The following is a 22287-nucleotide window of genomic DNA, read 5'->3' as shown; positions in this document are numbered from 1 at the left end:
GCGGCCCGCACATGACCTACCCACCGCGCCGCAACCCGCCCGCCCCTCCCGTCCCCGCGGGACCGACCCGAACCGAGGTGACAGCCGTGCGAAGCCCGCTGCTGCGTACGCTCCTTGAGGATGTACGCGCGGGCAAGCCCGACGCGGAGGAGGCGTTCTGGCGGTACGTCTCCGAAACCGGCGCCCCGCTCGTCGAACCCGACCCCGAGGGCGAGGCCGACCACCGGCTGGTCACCTTCGTCCGCCGCGAGGACCCCGCCCGCCCCGCCACCCACGTCCTGGCCCTGGTCCACACGGTGACCGACAAGGACCGGCACGCCGGCGACCTCGCCCCGCACCTGATGGAACGGGTCGAGGGCACCGGGGTCTGGGCCATCAGCCACCGGCTGCGCACCGACCACCGCGCCTCCTACCAGTTCCACGCCACCTGCGGCACCCGCGAGGACGCCCTGCGCGCCGACCGCCCCTCCTGGCGCCGGGTCCTCGACCAGGCGGAGCCCGACCCGCTCAACACCGGGGTCCCGCTGCCCTCCCGCGACGGCCGCAACCCCGCCTCCGTCCTCGAACTCCCCGAAGCGCCCGACCAGTCACGCACCCGCCGCCGCGACGACGTGGACCGGGGCGAGAGCCTCGACACCGAGGTGGACGGCCGCCGGATCACGGTCCACCTCCCGCCGGGACACCGCCCGGACGGCGGTCCGTACGCGCTCGCGGTGCTGCTGGACGGCGAGATGTGGGGGCCGGTGCTCGGCGTCGGCGACATCTTCGACAACCTGCACGCGGAGGGCGAACTCCCGCCCACCGTCGCGGTCCTGGTCGACACCATGGGCCGCCGCATGCAGGATCTGGCGTGCAGCGCCCCCTTCGTCGACTGGCTGGCCGACACCCTGCTGCCGTGGGCGGAGCGGGAGTACGGAGCCGGGGCGGACGCCGCCCGGACCGTCGTCGCCGGCCAGAGCGCGGGCGGTCTCACCGCCGCCTTCGCCGCGTTCCAGCGGCCCGACCGCTTCGGCCTCGCCCTCTCCCAGTCCGGCTCCTTCTGGTGGCCCGACGACGACCGCGACGGTGAATGGCTCACCGGCCAGTACGCCTGGGCGGAGCGCAGGCCCGTCACCCTCCATCTGGAGGTCGGCCGGCAGGAGTGGATGCTGCTGGAGGAGAACCGCAGGTTCCGCAACATCCTGCGGGCCCGCGGCTACGACGTGCGCTACCGGGAGTTCAACGGCGGCCACGACTACGCCTGTTGGCGCGGCGGCCTCGCGGACGGCCTGGCGGCCCTGCTCGGCCGTCCGTAACGCATCCGCACCCCTCCGCCCGGAACGCCGAAAGGGGCGGGGCGGCATCCCCCTCCGGATGCCGCCCCGCCCCTTCGCCGTACCCGCTCAGGCCCGGAGAGCCTCGCGCTCATCAGCCCTTGACGGCCGGTGCCTCTTCCGCCGCCAGCCCCTCGCTCGGCGGCGGCGGCGCGTCCTCGTCGAAGAAGGGCGGCGGCTGCGGAGCCTCGCGCGGCAGCCGCAGCGCTATCAGCGCCCCGGCCGCGACGAGCGCCGCCGTCACCCAGACCGCCGTACGGTAGGGGCCCGGGTCGTCGGCGGCCTCCGTCACATGGCCGCCCCCGATCACCGCCGCACAGGCGGCGATGCCCAGCGCACCGCCGAGCGTGCGGACGATCTGGAACAGGCCCATGGCCTGGCCCATGTCGGCGGGCCCGATCGACTCGAACCCGGAGATCTGCACGGTGAGCACCGCCGTACCGAGCACCAGACCGATCAGGAACATCAGCCCGCGCACGCTCCACGCGTTCTCCGCCACGCCCGGGATCGCGAGCGTCGCGAAGACCGCCGCCGCGACCAGCAGCGCCGGTACGGTCAGCAGCCGCGGGCCGAGCCGCGGCAGCAGCCGGTCCACCACCTGCGAGGCCAGCATCAGCCCCACCGCCTCCGGGAAGACGCTCAGCCCGGCATCGAGCGCCGAGGCGCCCAGGCTCGCCTGGTAGAGCAGCGGGAAGACGAACAGCACGCCCATCAGCCCGGCCGCGGTGACCCCGGCCAGCGCCGAGGCCGACCCGTACACCCGGTCGGCGAGCAGCCGCAGCTTCAGCAACGGCGTCTTCGCCCGCACCTGGTGGAGAACCGCCGCCACCAGCAGGACGGAGCCCAGGGCGGCGCTGACGGCGACGGCGGGCCGGGTCCAGCCCTGCGAGGGGCCGAAGCCGAGCGCGTACACCAGCAGCCCCAGCGCCGGGGTGGCCAGCCAGAAGCCCACCGTGTCGAACTTCCCCTCCGGGCCCTCGACATGCTCGCGCAGACCCAGGACGCCCAGCAGCACCGCCGCCGCACCGATCGGCACGTTCACGAAGAACAGCCAGTGCCAGGAGAGGTGTTCGGTGAGCAGCCCGCCCAGCGGCGGACCGAGCGCGGGCATCAGCGCCGTCGGCACGATCAGCACCTTGGCCAGCTTCATCCGCTCGTGCGGCGGGAACGCCCGGAACAGCAGCGTCATCCCGACCGGCGTCAACAGCCCTCCCGCCAGGCCCTGTACGGCCCGCGCCACCACCAGGGTGGTCAGGTCGGGCGCCAGACCGCAGACCGCCGAGGCGATCGTGAACGCGGTCAGCGCGCCGAGGAAGACCCGCTTCGTCCCGAACCGGTCGCCCAGCCACCCCGCCACCGGCAGCCCCACCGCGAGCGCGACCAGGAAGGCCGTCTCGACGGTGTTGGCCGCCGACAGGGGGCGGCCGAAGTCGCCCGCGATCGTGAACAGCGCCGGGTTCACGATCGTCGAGTCCAGGCCGTTCATGCACATCGCGGCCGTGTACACGAGGACGACGGCGATCCGGGGACGTATCCGGGGCCGGATCAGCAGCCCGCTCACCGGGCGGTGGTGGCGGCGACGGGGCCGGCCCAGTGCGCGCTGATCCAGTCCAGCGCCTCCTGGCGGACGCACGGACCGTGCGCCGTCGACCAGCCCGCGGGCACCGGCGCGAACAGCGGCCACAGCGAGTGCTGGCCCTCGTCGTTGGTCAGGACGAGGAACTCCCCGTCCGCGTCGAAGGGGTTGGCGGGTGCGTCACTCATCGGTGTCACTTCTCCAGCTCGGTGAGTCGGTCGGCGACCACGCCAGCGATGTGCGCGATCGGTTCGGGCAGGGTCATGTCCTTGTGCGAGCAGGCGACGTTCGTGTTGTCGATGCGCCCGCTCACATAACGAGTCCAGGTCTCCGGCGTCAGGGTGTCGTCGATGGTGTCCACCGTGGCCCGGAAGAACAGCACATCGCCGTGGAACACCCGGTGGTCGTAGGCGCGTACGAGGTCGTTGGTGTTGAGGTACACCTCGCCGAGCGCCTCGATCTTCGCGGCGGAGAGCGCGGCCAGGGGGGAGCCCTCGCGGCGCAGCACCTCCACCACGTTCGCGGTCGTCAGCTCCTTGTCGCCGAGGCTCTCGGGGCCGTAACCGCCCATGGTGAGCAGCGATTCGAGCGCCTCGGCCTGGTCGGGCACCGGCAGGTCGCGGAAGCCCTCGGCGGGGTACGCGTCGAGGATCGCCAGCAACTCGACCTCGTGGCCCGCCTCTTGAAGCACCGCCGCGATCGCGTGGGCGATGATCCCGCCGGTCGACCAGCCGAGCAGCCGGTAGGGCCCCTCCGGCTGGACCTCGCGGATGCGGGAGGCGTAGTGGGCGGCCAGCTCCTCCAGCGTGGTCGGCAGCGGCTCGTCCGCCGTCGCCTCACCGACGCCCTGGGCCTGGAGCCCGTAGATCGGCACGTCGGCCGGGAGATGGCGGATCAGACCGGCGTAGCACCAGCTCAGACCGCCCGCCGGGTGCACACAGTGGACGGGGGAGCGGTCGCCGGGGCGGGCCGGCCGCAGCGGCAGCAGGACGTCCAGCGGGTCCTCCTCGCGCGAGACGTCCAGTGCCGCGTCCAGCGCGGCGGGTGTCGGCGCCTGGAAGACCGTGCCGATCGACACCTCGATGCCGAACGCGGACTTGATCCGTCCCGCGAGGCGCACCGCGAGCAGTGAATGGCCGCCCAGGTCGAAGAAGTTGTCCTCCACCCCGGCCGACGGCAGCCCCAGCACCTCCGCGAAGATCGAGCAGAGCTGCTCCTCGCGCACGGTGCGCGGTGCCCGGCCCCCGCCGCCCACCGGACCACCCGGCGCGGGCAGTGCCTTGCGGTCCAGCTTGCCGTTGCCGGTCAGCGGCAGCCGGTCCAGCACCACCACCGCGGAGGGCACCATGTGCACGGGCAGCACCGCCGCCGCGTGCTCGCGCAGCTCGGACGGGACCGGGTCGGTGCCGGGCGCGGGAACCACGTACCCGACCAGCCGCTTGTCGCCCGGCGCATCCTCCCGGACCACGACGGCCACATCCGCGACCTCCGGATGTGCGGCCAGCACGGCCTCGATCTCGCCCAGTTCGATCCGGAACCCGCGGATCTTCACCTGCTGGTCACCGCGTCCGAAGTACTCCAGCGCCCCGTCGGCACGCCGCCGGGCCAGGTCGCCCGAGCGGTACATCCGGGCCCCGCTCTCCCCGAAGAGGTGCGCGAACGGGTCGGCGACGAAGCGCCCCGCCGTCAGGTCCGGCCGGCCCAGATAGCCGAGGGCCACACCCTGACCGGCGACGTACATCTCGCCGGTGACCCCGGGCGGGACCGGCTGGAGCCGGTCGTCCAGCACATAGACGCGCAGGTCGGGGATGTTGACCCCGATGGTGCTGGAGACCGCGGAGGCGGCCGTCTCCCGGTCGAGCGCCAGGTAGGAGACATGGACCGTGGTCTCGGTGATGCCGTACATGTTGACCAGCGTCGGCGCGTTCTCCTGGTGGCGCGTGTACCAGTCCGCGAGCCGCCCCAGCTCCAGCGCCTCACCCCCGAACACCACATACCGCAGCGCCAGGTCGCGCCCGGGGGCTTCCCGGTCGGCGGCGGCCAGCTGGTAGAACGCGGAGGGCGTCTGATTGAGGACGGTCACCTGCTCATCGGCCAACAGCCGCAGGAACGCCTGCGGGTCGCGGCTCGTCAGATGCGGTACGACGACGACCCGGCCGCCGTAGAGCAGCGCGCCCCACAGCTCCCACACCGAGAAGTCGAAGGCGTAGGAGTGGAACAGCGTCCACACGTCGTCCGGACCGAACGCGAACCAGTGCTCGGTCGCCGTCATCAGCCGCGTCACATTGTGCTGGGTGACCACAACGCCCTTGGGGCGACCGGTGGATCCCGAGGTGTAGATGACGTACGCCGGGTCCTGCGGGCACAGCGGCCGCGTCCGGTCCGCCTGGCTCAGCGGCCCGTCCGGGTAACCCGCCGCCTCGTCCACCGTGATCAGCGGCAGCTCGTGCGCGGGCAGCCGGTCCGCCGTCGCCGCGTCCGTGATCAGCGCGGCCGGACGGGCGTCCTCCAGCATGTACGCCAGCCGGTCCGCCGGGTAGTCCGGGTCCATCGGCAGATAGGCGGCGCCCGACAGCGACACCGCGAGCAGCCCCGCCACCAGGTCCGGCGAGCGCGGCAGCGCGAGCGCCACGATGGAGCCGGGGCCGATGTCACGGGCCGCGAGCAGCCGCGCCAACGACTGAGCGCGGGAGGAGAGCTGCGCGTACGTGAGCGACTCGCCCGCACAGCTCACGGCCACCCGGTCCGGGTGACGGCGCGCCGCCACCTCGTAGACCTCCGCGAGGGTGAGCGGCACCGGGCGGTCCGCGGGTACGCCGTTGGCCTCGACCAGGGCGCGGTGCACCTCGTCCTCACCGAGCACGGGCAGCAGCCCGACCGGCGTCTCCGGCTCCGTGGCCGCTGCGGTCAGCAGCCGGGCCAGCCGGTCCGCGAGCGCCTGGGCGGTCGCCCGGTCGAAGAGGTCCGTGCGGAACTCCAGGAAGCCGGCGATCCCGCCGTCCGCCAGCTCACCCGCGTTCAGGGTCAGGTCGAACTTCGCGGTGCCCGACGGTACGGCGGCGAGCCGCGCGGTGGCGTCCGGACCGAAGGCGGCGGGCCCGTCCGCGATCGACTGCCAGGCCAGCATGACCTGGAACAGCGGGTGCCGGGCCAGCGAGCGCGGCGGGTTCAGCGCCTCCACCAGGTGGTCGAACGGCAGCGCGTCGTGCTCGTAGGCGGCGAGCGTCGTCGTCCGCACCCGGTCCAGCAGCGCGCCGAAGCCGGGGTCGCCGGAGGTGTCGGTGCGCAGGACGACGGTGTTGGTGAAGAAGCCGACGAGCCCGGCCGTGGTGTCGTCGTCGCGGCCCGCCACGGGGGTGCCGAGCGGGATGTCGGTGCCGCAGCCGTGCCGGGTGAGGAGGGCGGCGAGGCCCGCCTGCACGGTCATGAAGACCGTCGCGCCGTGCGCCCTGGCCAGTCGGCGCAGCGCCTCGTGCGTGGCGGCGTCGAGCGCGAAGGGCACGGTGTCGCCCGCCGAGGTGGCGACGGGCGGCCGGGGCCGGTCGGTGGGCAGCTCCAGCTGGTCCGGCAGCCCGGCCAGCGCCTCGCGCCAGTGGGTGAGCTGGGCCTCGGCGAGCGGGGTCGGCTCGGCGGGGGTGCCCAGGAGCTGCTGGAGCCGGGCGGCGTGGTCGACGTACTGGCCGGCCAGAGGTGTGAACTCCGGGGCGTGGCCGGCGACGCGAGCGGTGTAGGCCGTGGCGAGGTCGCGGGCCAGAGGTGTGGTGGACGCGCCGTCGCCCGCGATGTGGTGGAGCAGCAGGAGCAGGGTGTGGTGGTCGGGCGACTCGCTGAACAGGACCGTGCGCAGCGGCGGCTCGGCGGCCAGGTCGAAGCAGTACCGCACCGCCTCGGTGAGATCGCTGCCGGGCTCCGCGAGACGCAGCACCGGACGGGCCGCCTCATGGCCCGGCGGAAGAATGACCTGGTGAGGAGCGTCGTCCCCGGCCGCTCCGGGGGCGTTGTCAGTGGGCGGATATACCGTTCTCAGTGTCTCGTGACGGTCCACCAGGTCGTGCAGGGCGAGCTGGAGCGCGTCCCGGTCCAGGGGGCCGTTGACGCTGAGGACGAGCGGGATGTTGTAGGTCGGGCTGGGGCCTTCGAGGCGGTGCAGGAACCAGAGCCGCTGCTGGGCCGGAGAGAGCGGGAGGGGACCGGTGCGGGGGAGCGGGGAGAGCGGTACGGACGCGATGGCCGCGCCACTGCGGGTGCGGACCTGGGCGGCGATGGCCGCGGCGGTGGAGTGGCGGAAGACGTCGGCGATGGAGAACGGGACGCCGAAGTGCTCGCGGACGCGGGCGGCCAGCCGGGCGGCGAGCAGGGAGTGCCCGCCGAGGTCGAGGAAGCCCGCCTCGGCGGCCGGGGGCTCCGCGATACCGAGGACGTCGGCGTAGAGGCCCCGCACGATCTCGGTGTGCGGGCCGCTCTCACCGACGACCTCCGCCCCGATGGCGGGGGCGAGCGGTTCGGGGTCGGGCAGGGCGCGGTGGTCCAGCTTGTCGTTGGCGGTACGGGGGAGGGCGTCCAGCAGCGTCACGGTCGCGGGGACCATGTGCTCGGGCAGGGCGGCGGCCAGGTGGTCGCGGAGGGCGTTCGGGGCGGGCGGCGCCTCGCCGTCCTTCGACGGGACGGCGTAGGCGAGGAGCCGCTTGCCGTGCCCGGTCTCCCGGGCGATGACGGCGGCCGCCGCGACCTGCGGGTGGGCGGCCAGCCGGGCCTGGATCTCGCCGAGTTCGATCCGGAAGCCGCGGATCTTCACCTGGTCGTCGCCGCGGCCCAGGAACTCCAGCGTGTGGTCCTCGCGGCGCCGCACCAGGTCCCCGGTGCGGTACATCCGGCCCCCGGACGTGCCGTGCAGCGCCCCGAACGGGTCGGCGACGAACCGCTCGGCGCTCAGGTCGGGGCGGCCGAGGTAGCCGAGGGCCAGGCAGGGCCCGGCGACGTACAGCTCGCCGGTCACTCCGGCGGGGACGGGACGCAGGGAGGAGTCCAGGACGTAGACCCGCGAGCCCCGCACGGGTCTGCCCTCGGGCCGGTCGGCGGAGTCGCCGGGGAGCCAGTAGTAGGCGTCGACGGTCGTCTCGGTGGGCCCGTAGAGGTTGACCGGGTGGACGGCGTCGGCGGCGGTCAGCCTCGCCCAGAGGGCCGGGGGCACGGCCTCGCCGCCGACGACCAGATGGGCGGGGTGGTGGCGCCCCTCGTCCAGCAGGCCTTCGGCGATGAGCGCTTCGGCGTAGGAAGGGGTGACATCGAGGTAGTCGACACGGTGGGTGTCGACATACGCGGAGAGGACCGCGGGGTCCCGGTAGGCGGCGTCGTCCAGCAGGTGCAGCTCATGGCCGTGGACCATCCACAGCAGCGGGTCCCAGGACGCGTCGAAGGCGAACGAGGCGCTGTGGCCGACTCGGAGCCGCTCCCGGCCGGTGCGGGCGACGGCCGGGGCGATGTGGTCGGTGAGGTGGCCCGCGCCGAGATTGGCGAGTGAGGCGTGGCTGACGAGGACGCCCTTGGGGCGCCCGGTGGAACCGGAGGTGTGGATGAGGTAGGCGGGGTCACCGAGCGCGGGCCCGGTGGGGAGCGGCCCGTCGGGGCAGCCGGCGAGGGCGTCGGCCGTCGCGGGCTCGTCGAGCGCGACGGTGGCCAGGCCGTACGGCGGCAGCGCGGCCAGCGTCGCGGCCGTGCCGACGACGCGGACGGGCCGGGCGTCCTCCAGGACGGCCAGCGTCCGGGCGGCGGGGTGGCCGAGGTCCAGCGGCTGGCAGACCAGCCCCGCCTTGAGCACGGCGAGCAGGGCCACCACCATGTCGGCGGTCCGGGGCAGCGCCAGCGCCACCGTGGCACCGGTCCCGGCCGAAGCCCCGGCCCCGGCCCCCGCCAGCAGGTGGGCCAGCCGGTCCGACGCGGCGTCCAGCTCGGCGAAGGTGAGGGTGGCACCGGTGCCCGCGTCGGCCTGCGCCTTCCCGGCACCGGCGTCGCTCCCGGCCGTGTCCGCCGACTTTCCGGCGCCCCGGAACGTCCCCGCGACGGTGGAGCGCACGGCGACGGCCTCAGGCGTCAGCGCGGCCTGCGCGGTGAACGCCTGGGGGACGGTCAGGGCGACGGCCGGCTCGGTGCGGCCCGCCGTGGCCTCGCGCACCTGGTCGCCGGTGAGCAGGTCCAGCGTGGCGACCGGCCGGTCCGGGGCGGTGAGCAGCAGCTCGGTCAGGCCGTCGAGATAGCGCAGCCAGGTCTCCTCATGGGCGGCGAGCCCCGCCTCTCCGTACGCGGTCGGGTCGGCGTCCAGCGTGAGCCGGAGCCCGCCGTCCGGCCCCGGGGCCGCGCCGACCGCCAGGCTCTCCACGGGGCCGGCGGCGAGGTTGCGCACGGTGCCGGGGAGCCCGGCGAAGTCCAGGGCGCTGTCGAAGGCCTTGATGTTGACCATCGGGCCGGTCAGCGGCGCGTCGGCCGACTCCAGGGCCAGATCGCGGCGGAGGTCGGCCTGCGGGTAGCGCTGGTGGCGGCGGACCGCGCGGATCTCCAGCACCACCCGGCGCAGCAGCTCCGCCCCGGTGTCCTGCGGGCGCACCGCGATGCGCAGCGGCAGCACGTTGACCGTCATGGCCGGGGTGCGCAGGGCGGCCGGGCCGCGCCGGTTGGTCAGCGGCAGGCCCAGCACCACGTCCTCGGTGCCGGTGAGCCGGTGCAGATGTCCGGCGGTCGCGGCGACGACGAGCTCGGCCCAGGTCGCCTTCGCGACGCGCGCCGCCCGGGAGAGCCGGTCCAGGGTGCTCGCGGGGAGGTCGGTGATCCGGTGCAGGAGGCCGCCGACGGCGCAGGCGTCGGAGGTGACGGGCGCGGCCTCGGGGGAGTACCCGGCCATGCGCTCCGCCCAGAAGGCGCGGTCCTCCGCGTACTCGTCACCGGCCAGATACGCCGTCTCGTCGTCGGTCAGCTCGCTCAGCGGGGCGAACCGGCTCTCGGGCGCGGCCTCTTCGGTGACGGCGGCCGAGTAGAGCTCGGCGACGCGGCGTCCGAGCAGCGAGAGCGCGTAGGCGTCGACGGCTATGTGGTGGACGCGCTGGTACCACCAGTGGCGGGTCTCACCGACGCGGATCAGCGCCTGCGTCATCAGCCCGTCGGCGGAGGCGAGGTCCACCGGCCGGGCCAGATCCTCCCGCATCCACGCCTCGGCCTGCTCCTCGGTCAGTTCGAGCCGGTGGACGACGAGTTCGGTGTGCGTGACGTGCTGCACCGGTGTGCCGTCCGCCTCGGCCAGCCGCACGGCCAGCGTGTCCGCCTCGCCGACAGCCTGCCCGAGCGCCCCGGTGAACAGGTCCCCGTCGAGCGGCCCGTCGATCTCCACACAGTCGGCCGTGTTGAGCTCCGTGCCGAGCGGTGCCAGTTGGTGTGCGTAATAGATGCCCGCCTGGGCGGCCAGGAGGGGCAGCGCCAGGGAGGGAGGGCCGCCGGGGTGCGCTGCCGAAGAGCTGGTCGGGCGGTTCGGACGCTCATACATGTGTGTGACGACTCCCCTGAAGGACAACGGACACCGGGCCACCAACCTCCCGGCATGCACTTAGGTAAGGCTAAGTTAACCTATTTCCAACACCGCAGGCGACCGTCCCCGGACGGTCCGGAACGCCAGGAGAGCCCATGACCGTCCTCGGAACCGAATGCGCCGCGACCCAGGACGGCGAGCGGCTCGGTGCCCTGCGGACCGCCGTCCGGGACACGGTCACGAAGAACGCGCAGGCCCTGCTCGACCTGAGCCGCCGCATCCATGCCGACCCCGAGACGGCCTTCGAGGAACACCGCTCCGCCGCTCGCTGTGCCGGACTCCTCGCCGCGCACGGCTTCGAGGTCACCGCGCCCGCCCACGGTCTGGAGACGGCCTTCCGGGCCACGATCGGCTCGGGACCCGTCACCGTCGCCATCGCCTGCGAGTACGACGCGCTCCCGGGCCTCGGCCACGCCTGCGGTCATAACCTGATCGCCGCCGCCGGGGTCGGCGCGGCGCTCGGCCTCGCCCCGTACGCGGACGAACTCGGCCTGACGGTCCGGGTGATCGGCACACCCGCCGAGGAGCGCGGGGCGGGCAAGGCACTCCTCCTGGAGGCCGGGGCGTTCGACGGGGTGGACGCCGCGATGATGGTCCACCCCTGCCCCTTCGAGCTGGCCGACTTCCGCTCGTTCGCCCTCGGCACCCTGGACGTCACCTACACCGGCCGCTCCGCCCACCCCAGCCTCAACCCGCACGAGGGCCGCAACGCCGCCGACGCGCTCACGGTCGCCCAGGTCGCCCTGGGCCTCCTGCGCCAGCAACTGCCGCCCCAGTGGCGGGTCCACGGCATCACGACCGCGGCCGGGACCTCTCCCAACGCGATACCCGACCGGGCCACCGCCACGTACGAGATCCGCGCGCTCGCCGCCGAGGACCTGCGGGAGCTGCGGCAGCGCGTCGAGGACTGCTTCCGGGCCGGAGCGCTCGCCACGGGCTGCGAAGTGACCCTGGAGCAGCCCGAACCCGACTACCTCGACTTCCGGGGCGACGCGGAGCTGCTCCGGCTCTGGACCGCCAACGCCCGCGAGCTCGGCCGCGCCGAGTCCGTCGAGCGCCCGCCCTTCGCCTGTACGGACATGGGTAACGTCTCGCACGTGGTGCCGTCCATCCATCCGGTGCTGGACATCAGCGGGGGCACCTGCGGGCCGCACGAGCCCGGGTTCGTCGCCGCCGCGGTCTCGCCGGCGGCCGAACAGGCCCTGCTGGACGGCGCGGTGGGCATGGCCTGGACCGCGGCGGACTTCGCGGCGGCCCGAACGGCCGTCCGCACGGCCGCCCGCACGGCCGACCCGACGCTCTGACCTGGCCCCGGCCCCGCGGCCCGGCCCGGAGCCCCGGGCCGGGCCGAACGGCGTGGCGGCGTACGCCTACTTGGCGGAGAGCGCCTTGACGTAGTCGTTCATCACGACGTCGGCCGCCAGCGGTCCGCCGCGGGTGGACCACACCGAGCCGTCGACCGTCACGACCTGCTTGTTCTTGACGGCGCCGAGCTCCTTGTAGGCCGGCTTGTCCTGGACGTCCTTGAGCGCCTTGGCGCCGTCCGAGGTCAGTGTCGACAGGAACAGCCAGTCGCCGTCGATCTCGTTGATCTTCTCCAGGCTGAGCGACGGCGTGTGCGCGTTGCCGTCCTTGTCCTGGGACTTGGGCCGCTTCAGCCCCATCTCCAGGGCGACACCGCTGGCGAACTGCTTGTTCTCCATCCAGCTCGGCCCGTCCGGGTTCCAGCGGACGATGGAGACCTCGGCGCCCTTGTTCTTGCCGAGCTTCTCGCCGGCGGCCTTGGCGGCGGTCTCGTGGTCGGTGATGAACGTGTTGGCCGCGTCCAGCTTGTTGACGGCGTTGCCGACACCGCGGAAGAACAGCTTCCAGTCGTCGGTCGGCGCCATCGTCACCAGCGTGGCCGGGGTGATCTCGCGGAGCTGCTTGAGCACCTGCTCGTCCTGCATGTCACCGGCGAGGATCAGGTCGGGCTTCGCGGCGACGACCTTGTCCATGACCGGCTGGAGCAGGTTGCCGACGACGTTGATGCCCTCGACCCTGTCCGCCAGGTAGGCCGGCGGCTTGTCCAGGCCCTGCCCGTTGGTGATGCCGACCGGCTTGATGTCCAGGGCGAGCACCGCGTCCAGGTCCTCCTGGGTGAGCGTCACGATGCGCTTCGGCTCCGCGGGTATCTCCACGGCCGCCCCCGTGGCGTCCTTGACGGTCCGCGTCTTGGGGGAGGAGGAGTCCGCCTTGGCGGACGTGTCGCCGGACGGCTTGCCGCTGCCGGAGTCGGAGCTCCCTCCGCAGGCCGTCAGGAGGAGGACTGCGGCGCCGAGCGTGGCGACGGCCTGGGCCGCTCTTCGGGAGGCGGTGCGGACGGGGCGGTGGTGCAGGGTCATCAAGGGCTCCGGAATCAACGGGACATGAAGCGACGAGGGTCTTTCGGCAGCACGGGGGCCACCGACGACCGCTCGGCGGGCTAAGGTTAGCCTTACTTTAGTGGTGTCAGGCAAGGTGATGCCCCATTTCTTCGGAAAGGCCGGTCCTCGTGGACATCCGTGTTGAACAGCTCACCGCTGGATACGCCGGTCATACCGCCGTGGACCGTGTCGACCTGACCGTCGGATCGGGACAAGTGGTGGCGATCGTGGGCCCCAACGGCTGCGGGAAGTCGACCCTGCTGCGCTGCGTGGCCCGCCTCCACCAGCCCCGCTCGGGCCGCGTGTTCGCCGGCGACGCCGACGTGTGGCAGCTGCGCCAGCGGGAGGCCGCCCACCGCATCGCCCTGCTGCCCCAGGCCCCGCAGGCCCCCGAAGCGGTGACCGTCGCCGGACTCGTACGGTACGGACGCCACCCGCACCAGGGGCTGTTCCGCCAGTGGTCGCACGAGGACGAGAAGGCGGTCACCCGCGCCCTGGAGGCGACCGGCACGACTGGCCTCGCCGACCGCCGCCTCGACCAGCTCTCCGGCGGCCAGCGCCAGCGGTGCTGGCTCGCCATGGCCCTCGCCCAGGAGACCCCGATCGTCCTCCTCGACGAGCCCACCAGCGCCCTCGACATCGGCCACGCCGTCGAGGTGCTGGACCTGGTGCGCGAGGTCGCGGCACAGGGCCGGACCATCGTCATGGTCGTCCACGACCTGGCCGGAGCCGCCCGCTACGCCGACACCCTGGTCGCCATGCGTGCGGGGCGGATCGTCGCCTCCGGGCCGCCGCGCGAGATCGTCGACGCCGCCCTGGTGCGGGAGCTGTACGGCATCGAGGCCGAGATCCTCACCGCGACGTCCGACGGCGCCCCCGTCGTCGTACCGACCGTGAGCGCGCCGCCCGTAGCCGTCTGAGCCCCCGCCGGACGGCAGCCCCCGGAAAACGCCGATGGGCCCCTCCGTCCAGGGGCCCATCGGTCCGTTCCGGGGTTCAGCGCTCAGGCGGGCTCGTCGCCCCGGAACACCCGCAGGATCTCCTCGGCCGCCAGCGTCGCCGTCAACGTGCCCTCGCGGACCCGCTGTTCGAGCTCCGGAGCCAGCTTCCGTACCGCCGGGTGGTTGCGCAGGCTGTCCAGCAGCTCGTCGCGGACCATGGTCCAGGTCCAGTCCACCTGCTGGTCGCGGCGCTTGGCCGCCAGCCGGCCGGTGGACTCCAGGACCGTACGGTGCTGCTCCAGCCGCTTCCACAGCGTGTCGAGCCCGGTCGACTCCCGGGCGCTGCACGTGAGCACCGGAGGGGTCCAGGCCGCGTCCACCGGGTGCATCAGCCGCAGCGCGCCCGCCAGTTCGCGCGCCGCCGAGCGGGCGTCGCGTTCGTGCGGACCGTCGGCCTTGTTCACCGCGATGGCGTCCGCCAGCTCCAGGACACCCTTCTTGATGCCCTGCAACTGGTCACCGGTACGGGCCAGGGTCAGCAGCAGGAACGTGTCGACCATGTTGGCGACCGCCGTCTCCGACTGCCCGACCCCCACCGTCTCCACGAGCACCACGTCGTATCCCGCCGCCTCCATCACCACGATGGACTCCCGCGTCGCCTTCGCCACCCCGCCCAGCGTGCCCGCCGTGGGGGAGGGGCGCACGAACGCGGCCGGGTCCACCGCCAACCGCTCCATCCGGGTCTTGTCGCCCAGGATGGAACCGCCGGTACGGCTGGAGGACGGGTCGACGGCGAGGACCGCCACCCGGTGCCCGAGCCCGGTGAGCATCGTGCCGAGCGCGTCGATGAACGTGGACTTGCCCACCCCCGGCACCCCGCTGATCCCGATCCGCCGGGCGGCCCCCGCGTGCGGCAGCAGCCGGCTCAGCAACTCCTGCGCCAGCACCCGGTGTTCGGCCCGCGTCGACTCGACGAGCGTGATGGCGCGCGCCACGAACGCCCGCCTGCCGTCGAGCACTCCCCGCGCGTAACTGTCGATGTCGATCTTGGCAGCCATCCGGTCAGCGGCTCACAGCTCGTGGCCGAGCGCGGCGCCGAGCCGCGTCACCAGATCGTGGGCCGCGTCCGGGATCACCGTCCCCGGCGGGAAGACCGAGGCCGCCCCCGCCTCGTGCAGGGCCTCGATGTCCTGCGGCGGGATCACCCCGCCCACCACGATCATGATGTCCTCGCGCCCCTCGGCGGCCAGCTCCTCACGGAGCGCCGGCACCAGGGTCAGGTGTCCCGCCGCCAGCGAGGAGACGCCCACGATGTGCACGTCCGCCTCGACGGCCTGCCGCGCCACCTCGCCCGGCGTCTGGAACAGCGGGCCGACGTCCACGTCGAAGCCCAGGTCGGCGAAGGCCGTGGCGATCACCTTCTGACCCCGGTCGTGGCCGTCCTGGCCCATCTTGGCGACCAGGATGCGCGGACGGCGCCCTTCCGCCTCCTCGAACGCGTCGACCAGTGCGCGGGTGCGGTCCACCGAAGGGGAGTCCCCTGCCTCTTTGCGGTACACACCGGAGATCGTACGGATCTGCCCGGCGTGCCGCCCGTACACCTTCTCCAACGCGTCCGAGATCTCCCCGACCGTGGCCATCGCCCGCGCCGCGTCGACCGCGAGCGCCAGCAGGTTGCCCTCCAGTCCCGGGCCCGGGCTGCGCTCGGCGGCGGCCGTCAGGGCCCGCAGCGCCTTCTGGCACACCACCTCGTCGCGCTCCTCGCGCAGCCGGCGCAGCTTCTCGATCTGCTGGGTGCGCACCGAGGAGTTGTCGACCTTGAGCACGTCGATCTTCTCGTCGGTCTCCACCCGGTACTTGTTCACCCCGATCACCGGCTGCCGCCCGGAGTCGATCCGCGCCTGCGTACGGGCGGCCGCCTCCTCCACCCGGAGCTTGGGGATGCCCGCGTCGATGGCCTTCGCCATCCCGCCGGCCGCCTCCACCTCCTCGATGTGCTGCCAGGCCCTCTCCGCCAGGTCGCGCGTCAGCTTCTCGACGTACGCGCTGCCGCCCCACGGGTCGATGACCCGGCAGGTCCCCGACTCCTGCTGGAGCAGGAGCTGGGTGTTACGGGCGATCCGCGCGGAGAAGTCGGTGGGCAGCGCCAGCGCCTCGTCCAGCGCGTTGGTGTGCAGCGACTGGGTGTGCCCCTGCGTCGCGGCCATCGCCTCCACACACGTACGCGTCACATTGTTGAACACGTCCTGCGCCGTCAGCGACCAGCCCGAGGTCTGCGAATGGGTGCGCAGCGACAGCGACTTGGCGTTCTTCGGGTCGAACTGCTCGACCAGCCGCGCCCACAGCAGCCGGGCCGCCCGCAACTTGGCGACCTCCATGAAGAAGTTCATGCCGATCGCCCAGAAGAACGACAGCCGGGGCGCGAACGCGTCGACGTCCAAGCCGGCTTCCTGCCCGGCGCGCAGGTACTCCACCCCGTCGGCCAGCGTGTACGCCAGCTCCAGGTCGGCCGTCGCCCCGGCCTCCTGGATGTGGTAGCCGGAGATCGAGATGGAGTTGTAGCGCGGCATCTTCTGCGAGGTGAACGCGAAGATGTCGGAGATGATCCGCATCGAGGGCGTCGGCGGATAGATGTAGGTGTTGCGGACCATGAACTCCTTCAGAATGTCGTTCTGAATGGTCCCGGCCAGCTTCTCGGGCGGTACGCCCTGCTCCTCGGCGGCCACGATGTACAGCGCCAGTACGGGGAGCACCGCGCCGTTCATCGTCATCGACACCGACATCCGGTCCAGCGGAATGCCGTCGAAGAGCTGGCGCATGTCGTAGATCGAGTCGATCGCCACCCCGGCCATGCCGACGTCGCCGGTCACCCGGGGGTGGTCGCTGTCGTATCCCCGGTGGGTCGGCAGGTCGAAGGCGACCGACAGGCCCTTCTGCCCGGCCGCGAGGTTGCGCCGGTAGAAGGCGTTGGACTCCTCGGCCGTGGAGAACCCGGCGTACTGACGGATCGTCCAGGGCTGGTTGACGTACATCGTCGGGTAGGGCCCGCGCAGGTACGGGGCGATGCCCGGGTAGCTGTGCAGCGCGTCCAGGCCCTCCAGGTCCTCGCCGGTGTAGAGCGGCTTGACCGTGATGCCCTCGGGGGTCTCCCAGAGCGGGGCCTCGGAGCCGTCGGCCGCCTTCACCACGGCCGCCTGCCACGCCTCGGCGGAACCGGCCGGGGGAGCGGGGGACTCCAGCGCGACCTCGGAGAAGTCGGGAACGGAGGGTTTCCCGGTGGATTTCGATTCCGCGGGCGATGTCTGCATCACGCCACTCCCATGCGGTCGAGTACGGAGGTGAGAACGGCGACCGTGTCGCAGCCCGCGAAGACGTAGGAGTCGACATCGGCGTACTCGCCGGGGCGTCCCGCGAGGAACACCTGCGCCGCGCCCGCCGACTTCAGCGCCCCGGCGACCCGGTCGGCCTGTTCGGCGTACAGGGCGTCCGAGGAACACAGACAGGCCACGCCCGCACCGGAGGCGTCGAAGGCCTCGCCGGCCGTCGCCGCGTCCACCGACACCGGCTCGTGCACCGCCTCGATCCCGCCCGCCCCGAAGAGGTTGACGGCGAACGAGACCCGCGCGGTGTGCGCGGCGGCCGGACCCAGTGCGGCGATGAACACCTTCGGGCGCTCGCCGGTCGCCGCGAGGTGAGCGTCCGACCGGGCGCGCAGCGCCTCGAACGCCTCGTCGCGCCTGACCCGGGGCAGACCGCCCGGAGCCCCCGCGTACGGGTCGGGCGCCGGCTCACGCTCCACCGGGCGCTCGGAGGGCATCGGGAACTCGCTGACCCCCGTCACCGGCTCCTTGCGTCGGGCCAGCTTCGCGCTGCGCGCCGCCCAGGTGGCGGTGAGCCGCTCGGCGACCATCCCGGAGCGCAGGGCGGCGGGCAGTCCGCCCGCCCGCTCGGTCTCCTGGAAGAACGCCCAGGCGGACGCGGCGAGTTCGTCGGTGAGCCGCTCCACGTACCAGGAGCCGCCCGCCGGGTCGATGACCCGGGCCAGATGCGACTCCTCCATCAGGATCGTGGAGGTGTTGCGGGCGATTCGCCGGGCGAACGCGTCGGGCAGCCCCAGCGCGTGGTCGAACGGCAGGACGGTGACGGAGTCGGCGCCGCCGACCCCCGCGCCCAGGGTGGCCAGCGTGGTGCGCAGCATGTTCACCCATGGGTCGCGGCGCGTCATCATGACCGGTGAGGTCACGGCGTGCTGCCGCTGCGCCCCGGCGCCGGGAGCCCCCGACACCTCGGCGACCCGCGCCCACAGCCGGCGCGCCGCACGCAGCTTGGCGATCGTCAGGAACTGGTCGGCCGTGGCCGCGTAACGGAACTCGAGCTGGGCGCAGGCCTCTTCGACGCCGAGCCCGGCCGCCGTCAGCGCCCGCAGGTAGGCGACGCCGGTCGCCAGGGAGAGCCCCAGCTCCTCGGCGGCCGAACCGCCGGCCTCGTGGTACGGGAGCGCGTCCACGGCGATGGCCCGCAGCCCGGGGTACTCCTGGCCGCAGACCCGCGCCCAGTGGACGGCGGCGGCGAGGTCCGCCTCGATACCGGTCCGGGCCTCGTGGCCCAGCGGGTCGGCGCCCAGCGTGCCGCGGGCCTCGCCCTTGGCGACACCGCGCTCCTCGTACAGCCGCAGCAGCTCGCCGGCGGCGGCGTCCAGGTCGGCCGGGGCGTCGAGGACGACGGGCGCCAGGTCGAGGTAGACGCCGTCCAGGGCGCGGGCGAGCGAGCCCACGGGGACGCCCGCCGGGCCGCCGACGGCGAGCCAGAGCGAGGTGACCCCGTTCTCCAGATCGCCGAGCACCGCCTCGTTCAGCCGGGCGGGGTCGCTCAGGGCGTGGCGTTGGCGCACGTCCCATCCGCCCGCCGCGTTCCCTTCGGCCCGGCTGCCCCGGGTGAAGGGCGCGAAGCCGGGGAAGCCGGTGTCCGGCGAGGTGTCGTGCGCGGTGTACAGGGGCCGGGTGGTGAGCCCGTCCTCCAATGTCGTGGACAGCGCTTCCTCGGCGGCCGAGCCCGAGACTTCCTTGCCCGACTTGCGCAGAACGCCTTCGACGAGGCTCTGCCACTGGTCATGGGAGGGGTCGGGGAACGCGGCGGCCGGAGAGAGCCCGTCAGCAGGCTGGACCGTCATGCTCAGATGCTAGGCCAGCACGGGGAACGAGCAGCAGGGGCACGTGCTGTGACCTTGCCCTCTCCGGTCCGCACGTGATCGTTCACGTGGAGTGGCGACAGCGGTCCGACCCCGTCACGCGTTCCGGACCCCGGTCGAGCCGGGCGCAACACGGCCATGCTCGACAATGGGGTAATTCGACCGTTCATGCATATTATGTGCGAAGTTTCCTAGTTTCTTATGTAATCCCTGGAATGCCCGTATCCATCCCGGCGCCCTCGTGGCCGCCGGGATGCGGAGAGGACGCGACCGTGGCCGTCGGACCTGTGGAACACCTCGTCGTCGCCTTTCCCGGCCGCGGCTTCACCGGGGCCGTCGTGCCCGTCCTCGCCGATGCCGTGGCCTCCGGCGCGGTACGCCCCGGTGATCTGGCCTTCGTCCGCCGCGCCGAAGGCGGGGCGCTGGCCCCGGTGGAGCTGGGGGAACTCGACCCGCGGGGAACGGTTCCCCGCGATGCGGCTACGGGCGGGGCGGCCGTGGCGCTGGGCGCCGGGAGTCTCGAAGTGCTGGAGCGGGGCGTGCCGCGGGGCGAGGTGGTCGCACTCGTCGTCCGTGAGGACCTGTGGACCTCGCGGCTCGCCCGCGCCTTCCGGGAGGCGGGCGGCGCGTTCGTCGCCCACGAGCGCTTCGGCGGGGCGGGGGCCGGGGCGGGCGATGCCGGGGAGGAGGACGACATCATCACCCGGCTGGAACGGCTCGCCGAGCTGTGGCGACGGGACGTGCTCACCGATGCCGAGTTCGCGGAGCAGAAGGCGAAGCTGCTGGCGGACTGAGCTCCGGTCCCAAGGGCCGGTGGGCCGTTGGCCGGTGGGCCATCGGGCTTGCGGGACCCCAGGCGTTCTCATCAGGGAAAGAGGCAGTTCATCGTGCAGACCGCCCGGACCGTTCCGGCCGCCACCGTCGTCAATCTGCGTGACCTGGGCGGCATCCCCCTGGGCCGTGGGAGCCGGGTTCGGCAGGGGGTCCTGTTCCGCTCGGGGCAGCTGAGCGACCTCGACCCGGGCCGCGACCGGGCGGTGGCCGCGCTCGGCATCCGTACGGTCGTCGACCTGCGCACGGCCGACGAACGGCAGTGGGCCCCGGACCGGCTGCCGGACCGGGCCCGGCTCTTCGTCGCCGACGTCCTCGGAGACCACCCCGGCGTGGCGCCGGCCAGGCTCAAGGCGCTGCTCGCCGATCCCGACGAGGCGGAACGCGCGCTGGGTGGCGGCCGGGCCGAGGAGCTGTTCGCCGAGACCTACCGCAAGATGGTGCTCTCGCCCGGCGCGGCGGCCGCGTACCGGGCCTTCCTGGAGACCGCCGCGGACCCCGGCGCGCGACCGGTGCTCTTCCACTGCACGGCGGGCAAGGACCGTACCGGCTGGGCGGCGGCCGTCCTGCTGATGATCCTGGGGGCCTCGCGGGAGACCGTACGGTCGGACTTCCTCGCGGTGAACCCGGCCGTACGGGCCGCGTTCGCACCGTACGTCCAGAAGTTCCTGGACGGCGGCGGCGATCCGGCCGTCGCGGCGGCGATCGTCGAGGTCCGCCCCCGCTACCTCGACGTGGCGCTCGACGCGATGGACGAACGGTGGGGCGGCCTCGACGGGTATGTACGCACAGGGCTGCGCATTCCTGGACCCGCACTGGACCGGCTGCGCGAGGGGCTGGTCATCACCGGCTGAACCGCGGTGCGGACGAGGCGGTCCCCGGGTGTGACAAGGGTACCCCTAGGGGGTATGTTGACGGAGTCGGAATCCGCCGTCGTCCGCTGGGGGACAGCCATGAACACCGGATTGAGGATCGCGGCCTTCGTCGCCAGGGTCACCGCCGTCTTCGCCATCGCCTTCGGCGTCGGCAGGGTGGCGGGGCCTGACGCGGAGCCCACTCCCGGGCCCACCATCCATCAGCCCGCGAGCCATCGGCCCGCGATCCATCAGGGGGAGAGTCCCGGAGGGGAAGAACCGTGAGGGCCGGTCCGCCCCCTGCGTACGGGGTAGGACCGGCCCTCACGGCCGGGCGTCACGCGGTCACCGCTCAGAGGCGCACGAGACGTTCCGTCAGATCGCGGTACTGCTGGAGGGCGATCCGCAGATCCTCCGTACCCGCGTCGGACCGCTCGCCGTCGCGGTCGGCGCGCAGCAGCCGGGACCGCTCGGTCAGGGCGTGCGTGAGACCGGCGACGACCTCGTCGAAGGTCGCGTCGGCCTCCTGCACCGCCTGACGCGGGTTCTCCACGAAACCGGCCACCGCCTGGTGGATGCGCGCGTCGAACTTCTCCCGCTCCTCCTGGGAGAACAGCGGGCGGCCGGAGCCCTTGGCGGTGTCCGTGCCGCCGGAAGAGGGCGTCGTACGGCCGGTGTCCCTGCCGGGGGAGGAGGTGGTCGCCCGGCCGGTGTCCCTGTCCTCGTCCCTGTCCTTGCCGCCGGCCGAAGCCGTGGTCCGGCCGGTGTCCCGGGCGGCGTCCGTACGGGCGGGATCGGCGTGGGTCCTGTCGGCGGCGGGTGCGGACGCCGGGGCGGGCGCGCCGGTGGTGGTGCCGCTCGTCTGCGGGGGCCCGGCCGGCTCGGCGGCCGCCGGAGGCACGGGCGTACCGAGCGGGTCGCCTGGAGGCGTCACGGGCGGGACGCGCTCGGCCCCGGTCGACGGGGTGGGCCTGTTCGGCGTGTCACCGGTGTTCTCGGTGCCGTTCGGAATCTGCGTCATGATGTGCCCCGTCCCTTCGTGAGCTGTCGGTTGCCGTGTTCGCGTGCAGCCGGGCCGTCCGCGAGGAGTGCGTCGAAGAGGCCGCGGGCCTCGACGAAGGCCTCACGCATCTCCTCGGTGCCGGTGCCGTCGTTCCGCGCGGTGTGGATCCTGCGGTAGCCGTCGACATGGCGGGCGTGGTGGACCGAGAGCGCGTCGGTGCGGTCCTCGAAGCTCTCGCCGGCCGGGAAACCACGGTCGCGGGAGAGTTCGGCCAGCAATGCGTCGGCCTCGTCGAGCGCCTGCTGCGGCGACTCGACGAACTGCTCCTGGGTGCGGGCCCAGCGGGCGGTGTAATCCGCGCGGGCCGCCTCGGTCAGCGGCCGCTTCTCCAGGTCTCCGTGGCGCTTCACCCGCTCATCGAGCTCATGCTCGGCCGCCTTGGTGTCGCCGCCGTGCCGGGCGACCACCCGGTCGTACTCGGGGCCGAAACGACTGCGCAGTCCCCGGCCGCCGCCGGCCGAACGGCCGCGTACCACGAAGAAGTAGACGGCGGCGGCCACCACGAGGGCCACGGCGATGATGATGATCGCTGTTGTCACGGCT

At 73.3% G+C, this 22287-nt stretch carries 15 protein-coding genes; 6 read left to right on the top strand and 9 right to left on the bottom strand.

Annotation, left to right across the window (positions count from 1 at the left end):
- The first annotated feature begins 11 nt into the window (after positions 1 to 11).
- Positions 12 to 1295: an enterochelin esterase gene (gene fes, locus ACIQAK_RS17415; protein WP_366389496.1), complete on the top strand. Its 1284-nt coding sequence runs from the start codon at positions 12 to 14 to the stop codon at positions 1293 to 1295.
- 112 nt (positions 1296 to 1407) lie between these two features.
- On the opposite strand, the gene ACIQAK_RS17410 is transcribed toward fes, so the two are convergent.
- Genes ACIQAK_RS17410 through ACIQAK_RS17400 form a run of 3 tightly spaced genes read right to left on the bottom strand, consistent with a single transcriptional unit; the run spans position 1408 to position 10420 of the window.
- The gene (locus ACIQAK_RS17410; protein WP_366389497.1) at positions 1408 to 2874 is read right to left on the bottom strand and encodes a DHA2 family efflux MFS transporter permease subunit; all 1467 of its coding nucleotides are present in this window, start codon (positions 2872 to 2874) and stop codon (positions 1408 to 1410) included.
- Entirely contained in the window at positions 2871 to 3077 is a 207-nt protein-coding gene (locus tag ACIQAK_RS17405; RefSeq protein ID WP_366389498.1) for an MbtH family protein, read from the bottom strand. The genes ACIQAK_RS17410 and ACIQAK_RS17405 overlap by 4 nt, the downstream gene beginning before the upstream one ends.
- Positions 3078 to 3082: 5 nt before the next feature.
- Entirely contained in the window at positions 3083 to 10420 is a 7338-nt protein-coding gene (locus ACIQAK_RS17400; RefSeq protein ID WP_366389499.1) for an amino acid adenylation domain-containing protein, read from the bottom strand.
- Between the two features lie 137 nt (positions 10421 to 10557).
- Between ACIQAK_RS17400 and ACIQAK_RS17395 the strand changes: the two genes are divergently transcribed.
- Positions 10558 to 11766 carry a M20 family metallopeptidase gene (locus ACIQAK_RS17395; RefSeq protein ID WP_366389500.1) on the top strand — a complete coding sequence of 403 codons (1209 nt, stop codon included), beginning with the start codon at positions 10558 to 10560 and terminating at the stop codon, positions 11764 to 11766.
- A gap of 66 nt (positions 11767 to 11832) precedes the next feature.
- On the opposite strand, the gene ACIQAK_RS17390 is transcribed toward ACIQAK_RS17395, so the two are convergent.
- Positions 11833 to 12846: an iron-siderophore ABC transporter substrate-binding protein gene (locus tag ACIQAK_RS17390; RefSeq protein WP_366389501.1), complete on the bottom strand. Its 1014-nt coding sequence runs from the start codon at positions 12844 to 12846 to the stop codon at positions 11833 to 11835.
- 149 nt (positions 12847 to 12995) lie between these two features.
- On the opposite strand from ACIQAK_RS17390, the gene ACIQAK_RS17385 reads away from it, so the two are divergent.
- Positions 12996 to 13787 carry an ABC transporter ATP-binding protein gene (locus ACIQAK_RS17385; RefSeq protein ID WP_366389502.1) on the top strand — a complete coding sequence of 264 codons (792 nt, stop codon included), beginning with the start codon at positions 12996 to 12998 and terminating at the stop codon, positions 13785 to 13787.
- Positions 13788 to 13870: 83 nt separating this feature from the next.
- Here the strand turns inward: ACIQAK_RS17385 and meaB are convergent, their stop codons facing one another.
- From meaB to ACIQAK_RS17370, 3 genes are read right to left on the bottom strand one after another with little or no spacing between them, the layout of a single operon-like run.
- Positions 13871 to 14866 (bottom strand): methylmalonyl Co-A mutase-associated GTPase MeaB, encoded by a 996-nt coding sequence (gene meaB / locus ACIQAK_RS17380; protein WP_366389503.1) that lies wholly within the window; start codon positions 14864 to 14866, stop codon positions 13871 to 13873.
- A gap of 12 nt (positions 14867 to 14878) precedes the next feature.
- Positions 14879 to 17116 (bottom strand): methylmalonyl-CoA mutase, encoded by a 2238-nt coding sequence (gene scpA / locus ACIQAK_RS17375; RefSeq protein ID WP_366389504.1) that lies wholly within the window; start codon positions 17114 to 17116, stop codon positions 14879 to 14881.
- Complete coding sequence (locus ACIQAK_RS17370; protein WP_366389505.1) at positions 17116 to 18978, bottom strand: methylmalonyl-CoA mutase family protein; 1863 nt, start codon at positions 18976 to 18978, stop codon at positions 17116 to 17118. Before ACIQAK_RS17370 ends, scpA begins: the two co-directional genes overlap by 1 nt.
- A gap of 290 nt (positions 18979 to 19268) precedes the next feature.
- Between ACIQAK_RS17370 and ACIQAK_RS17365 the strand changes: the two genes are divergently transcribed.
- From ACIQAK_RS17365 to ACIQAK_RS17355, 3 genes are all read left to right on the top strand, one after another.
- On the top strand, positions 19269 to 19790 hold the full coding sequence (locus ACIQAK_RS17365) for a DUF6325 family protein (protein ID WP_366389506.1): 522 nt from the start codon (positions 19269 to 19271) through the stop codon (positions 19788 to 19790).
- 93 nt (positions 19791 to 19883) lie between these two features.
- A complete protein-coding gene (locus ACIQAK_RS17360; RefSeq protein WP_366389507.1) occupies positions 19884 to 20681 on the top strand; it encodes a tyrosine-protein phosphatase in 798 nt (265 codons plus the stop codon).
- A 99-nt stretch (positions 20682 to 20780) separates the two neighbouring features.
- Positions 20781 to 20966, top strand: a complete 186-nt coding sequence (locus tag ACIQAK_RS17355) for a hypothetical protein (protein ID WP_401848281.1) — start codon at positions 20781 to 20783, stop codon at positions 20964 to 20966.
- A 67-nt stretch (positions 20967 to 21033) separates the two neighbouring features.
- Here ACIQAK_RS17355 and ACIQAK_RS17350 read toward each other — a convergent pair whose 3' ends face one another.
- Positions 21034 to 21702 (bottom strand): hypothetical protein, encoded by a 669-nt coding sequence (locus tag ACIQAK_RS17350; RefSeq protein WP_366389508.1) that lies wholly within the window; start codon positions 21700 to 21702, stop codon positions 21034 to 21036.
- Complete coding sequence (locus ACIQAK_RS17345) at positions 21699 to 22283, bottom strand: hypothetical protein (RefSeq protein WP_366389509.1); 585 nt, start codon at positions 22281 to 22283, stop codon at positions 21699 to 21701. The genes ACIQAK_RS17350 and ACIQAK_RS17345 overlap by 4 nt, the downstream gene beginning before the upstream one ends.
- Positions 22284 to 22287 lie beyond the last annotated feature (4 nt).

It is taken from the genome of Streptomyces sp. NPDC088706, assembly GCF_044752765.1.
GTDB lineage: Bacteria > Actinomycetota > Actinomycetes > Streptomycetales > Streptomycetaceae > Streptomyces.
Note: the sequence above shows the minus strand (reverse complement) of the source record. Positions and strands in the feature narration are given on the sequence as shown.

Bases quoted from the DNA above. Each gene is read 5' to 3' on its own strand.
- ACIQAK_RS17405 (WP_366389498.1), bottom strand. From the start codon at position 3,077: ATGAGTGACGCACCCGCCAACCCCTTCGACGCGGACGGGGAGTTCCTC.
- scpA (WP_366389504.1), bottom strand. From the start codon at position 17,116: ATGCAGACATCGCCCGCGGAATCGAAATCCACCGGGAAACCCTCCGTT.
- ACIQAK_RS17370 (WP_366389505.1), bottom strand. From the start codon at position 18,978: ATGACGGTCCAGCCTGCTGACGGGCTCTCTCCGGCCGCCGCGTTCCCC.
- ACIQAK_RS17390 (WP_366389501.1), bottom strand. From the start codon at position 12,846: ATGACCCTGCACCACCGCCCCGTCCGCACCGCCTCCCGAAGAGCGGCC.
- ACIQAK_RS17395 (WP_366389500.1), top strand. From the start codon at position 10,558: ATGACCGTCCTCGGAACCGAATGCGCCGCGACCCAGGACGGCGAGCGG.
- ACIQAK_RS17400 (WP_366389499.1), bottom strand. From the start codon at position 10,420: ATGTATGAGCGTCCGAACCGCCCGACCAGCTCTTCGGCAGCGCACCCC.
- meaB (WP_366389503.1), bottom strand. From the start codon at position 14,866: ATGGCTGCCAAGATCGACATCGACAGTTACGCGCGGGGAGTGCTCGAC.
- fes (WP_366389496.1), top strand. From the start codon at position 12: ATGACCTACCCACCGCGCCGCAACCCGCCCGCCCCTCCCGTCCCCGCG.
- ACIQAK_RS17355 (WP_401848281.1), top strand. From the start codon at position 20,781: ATGAACACCGGATTGAGGATCGCGGCCTTCGTCGCCAGGGTCACCGCC.
- ACIQAK_RS17350 (WP_366389508.1), bottom strand. From the start codon at position 21,702: ATGACGCAGATTCCGAACGGCACCGAGAACACCGGTGACACGCCGAAC.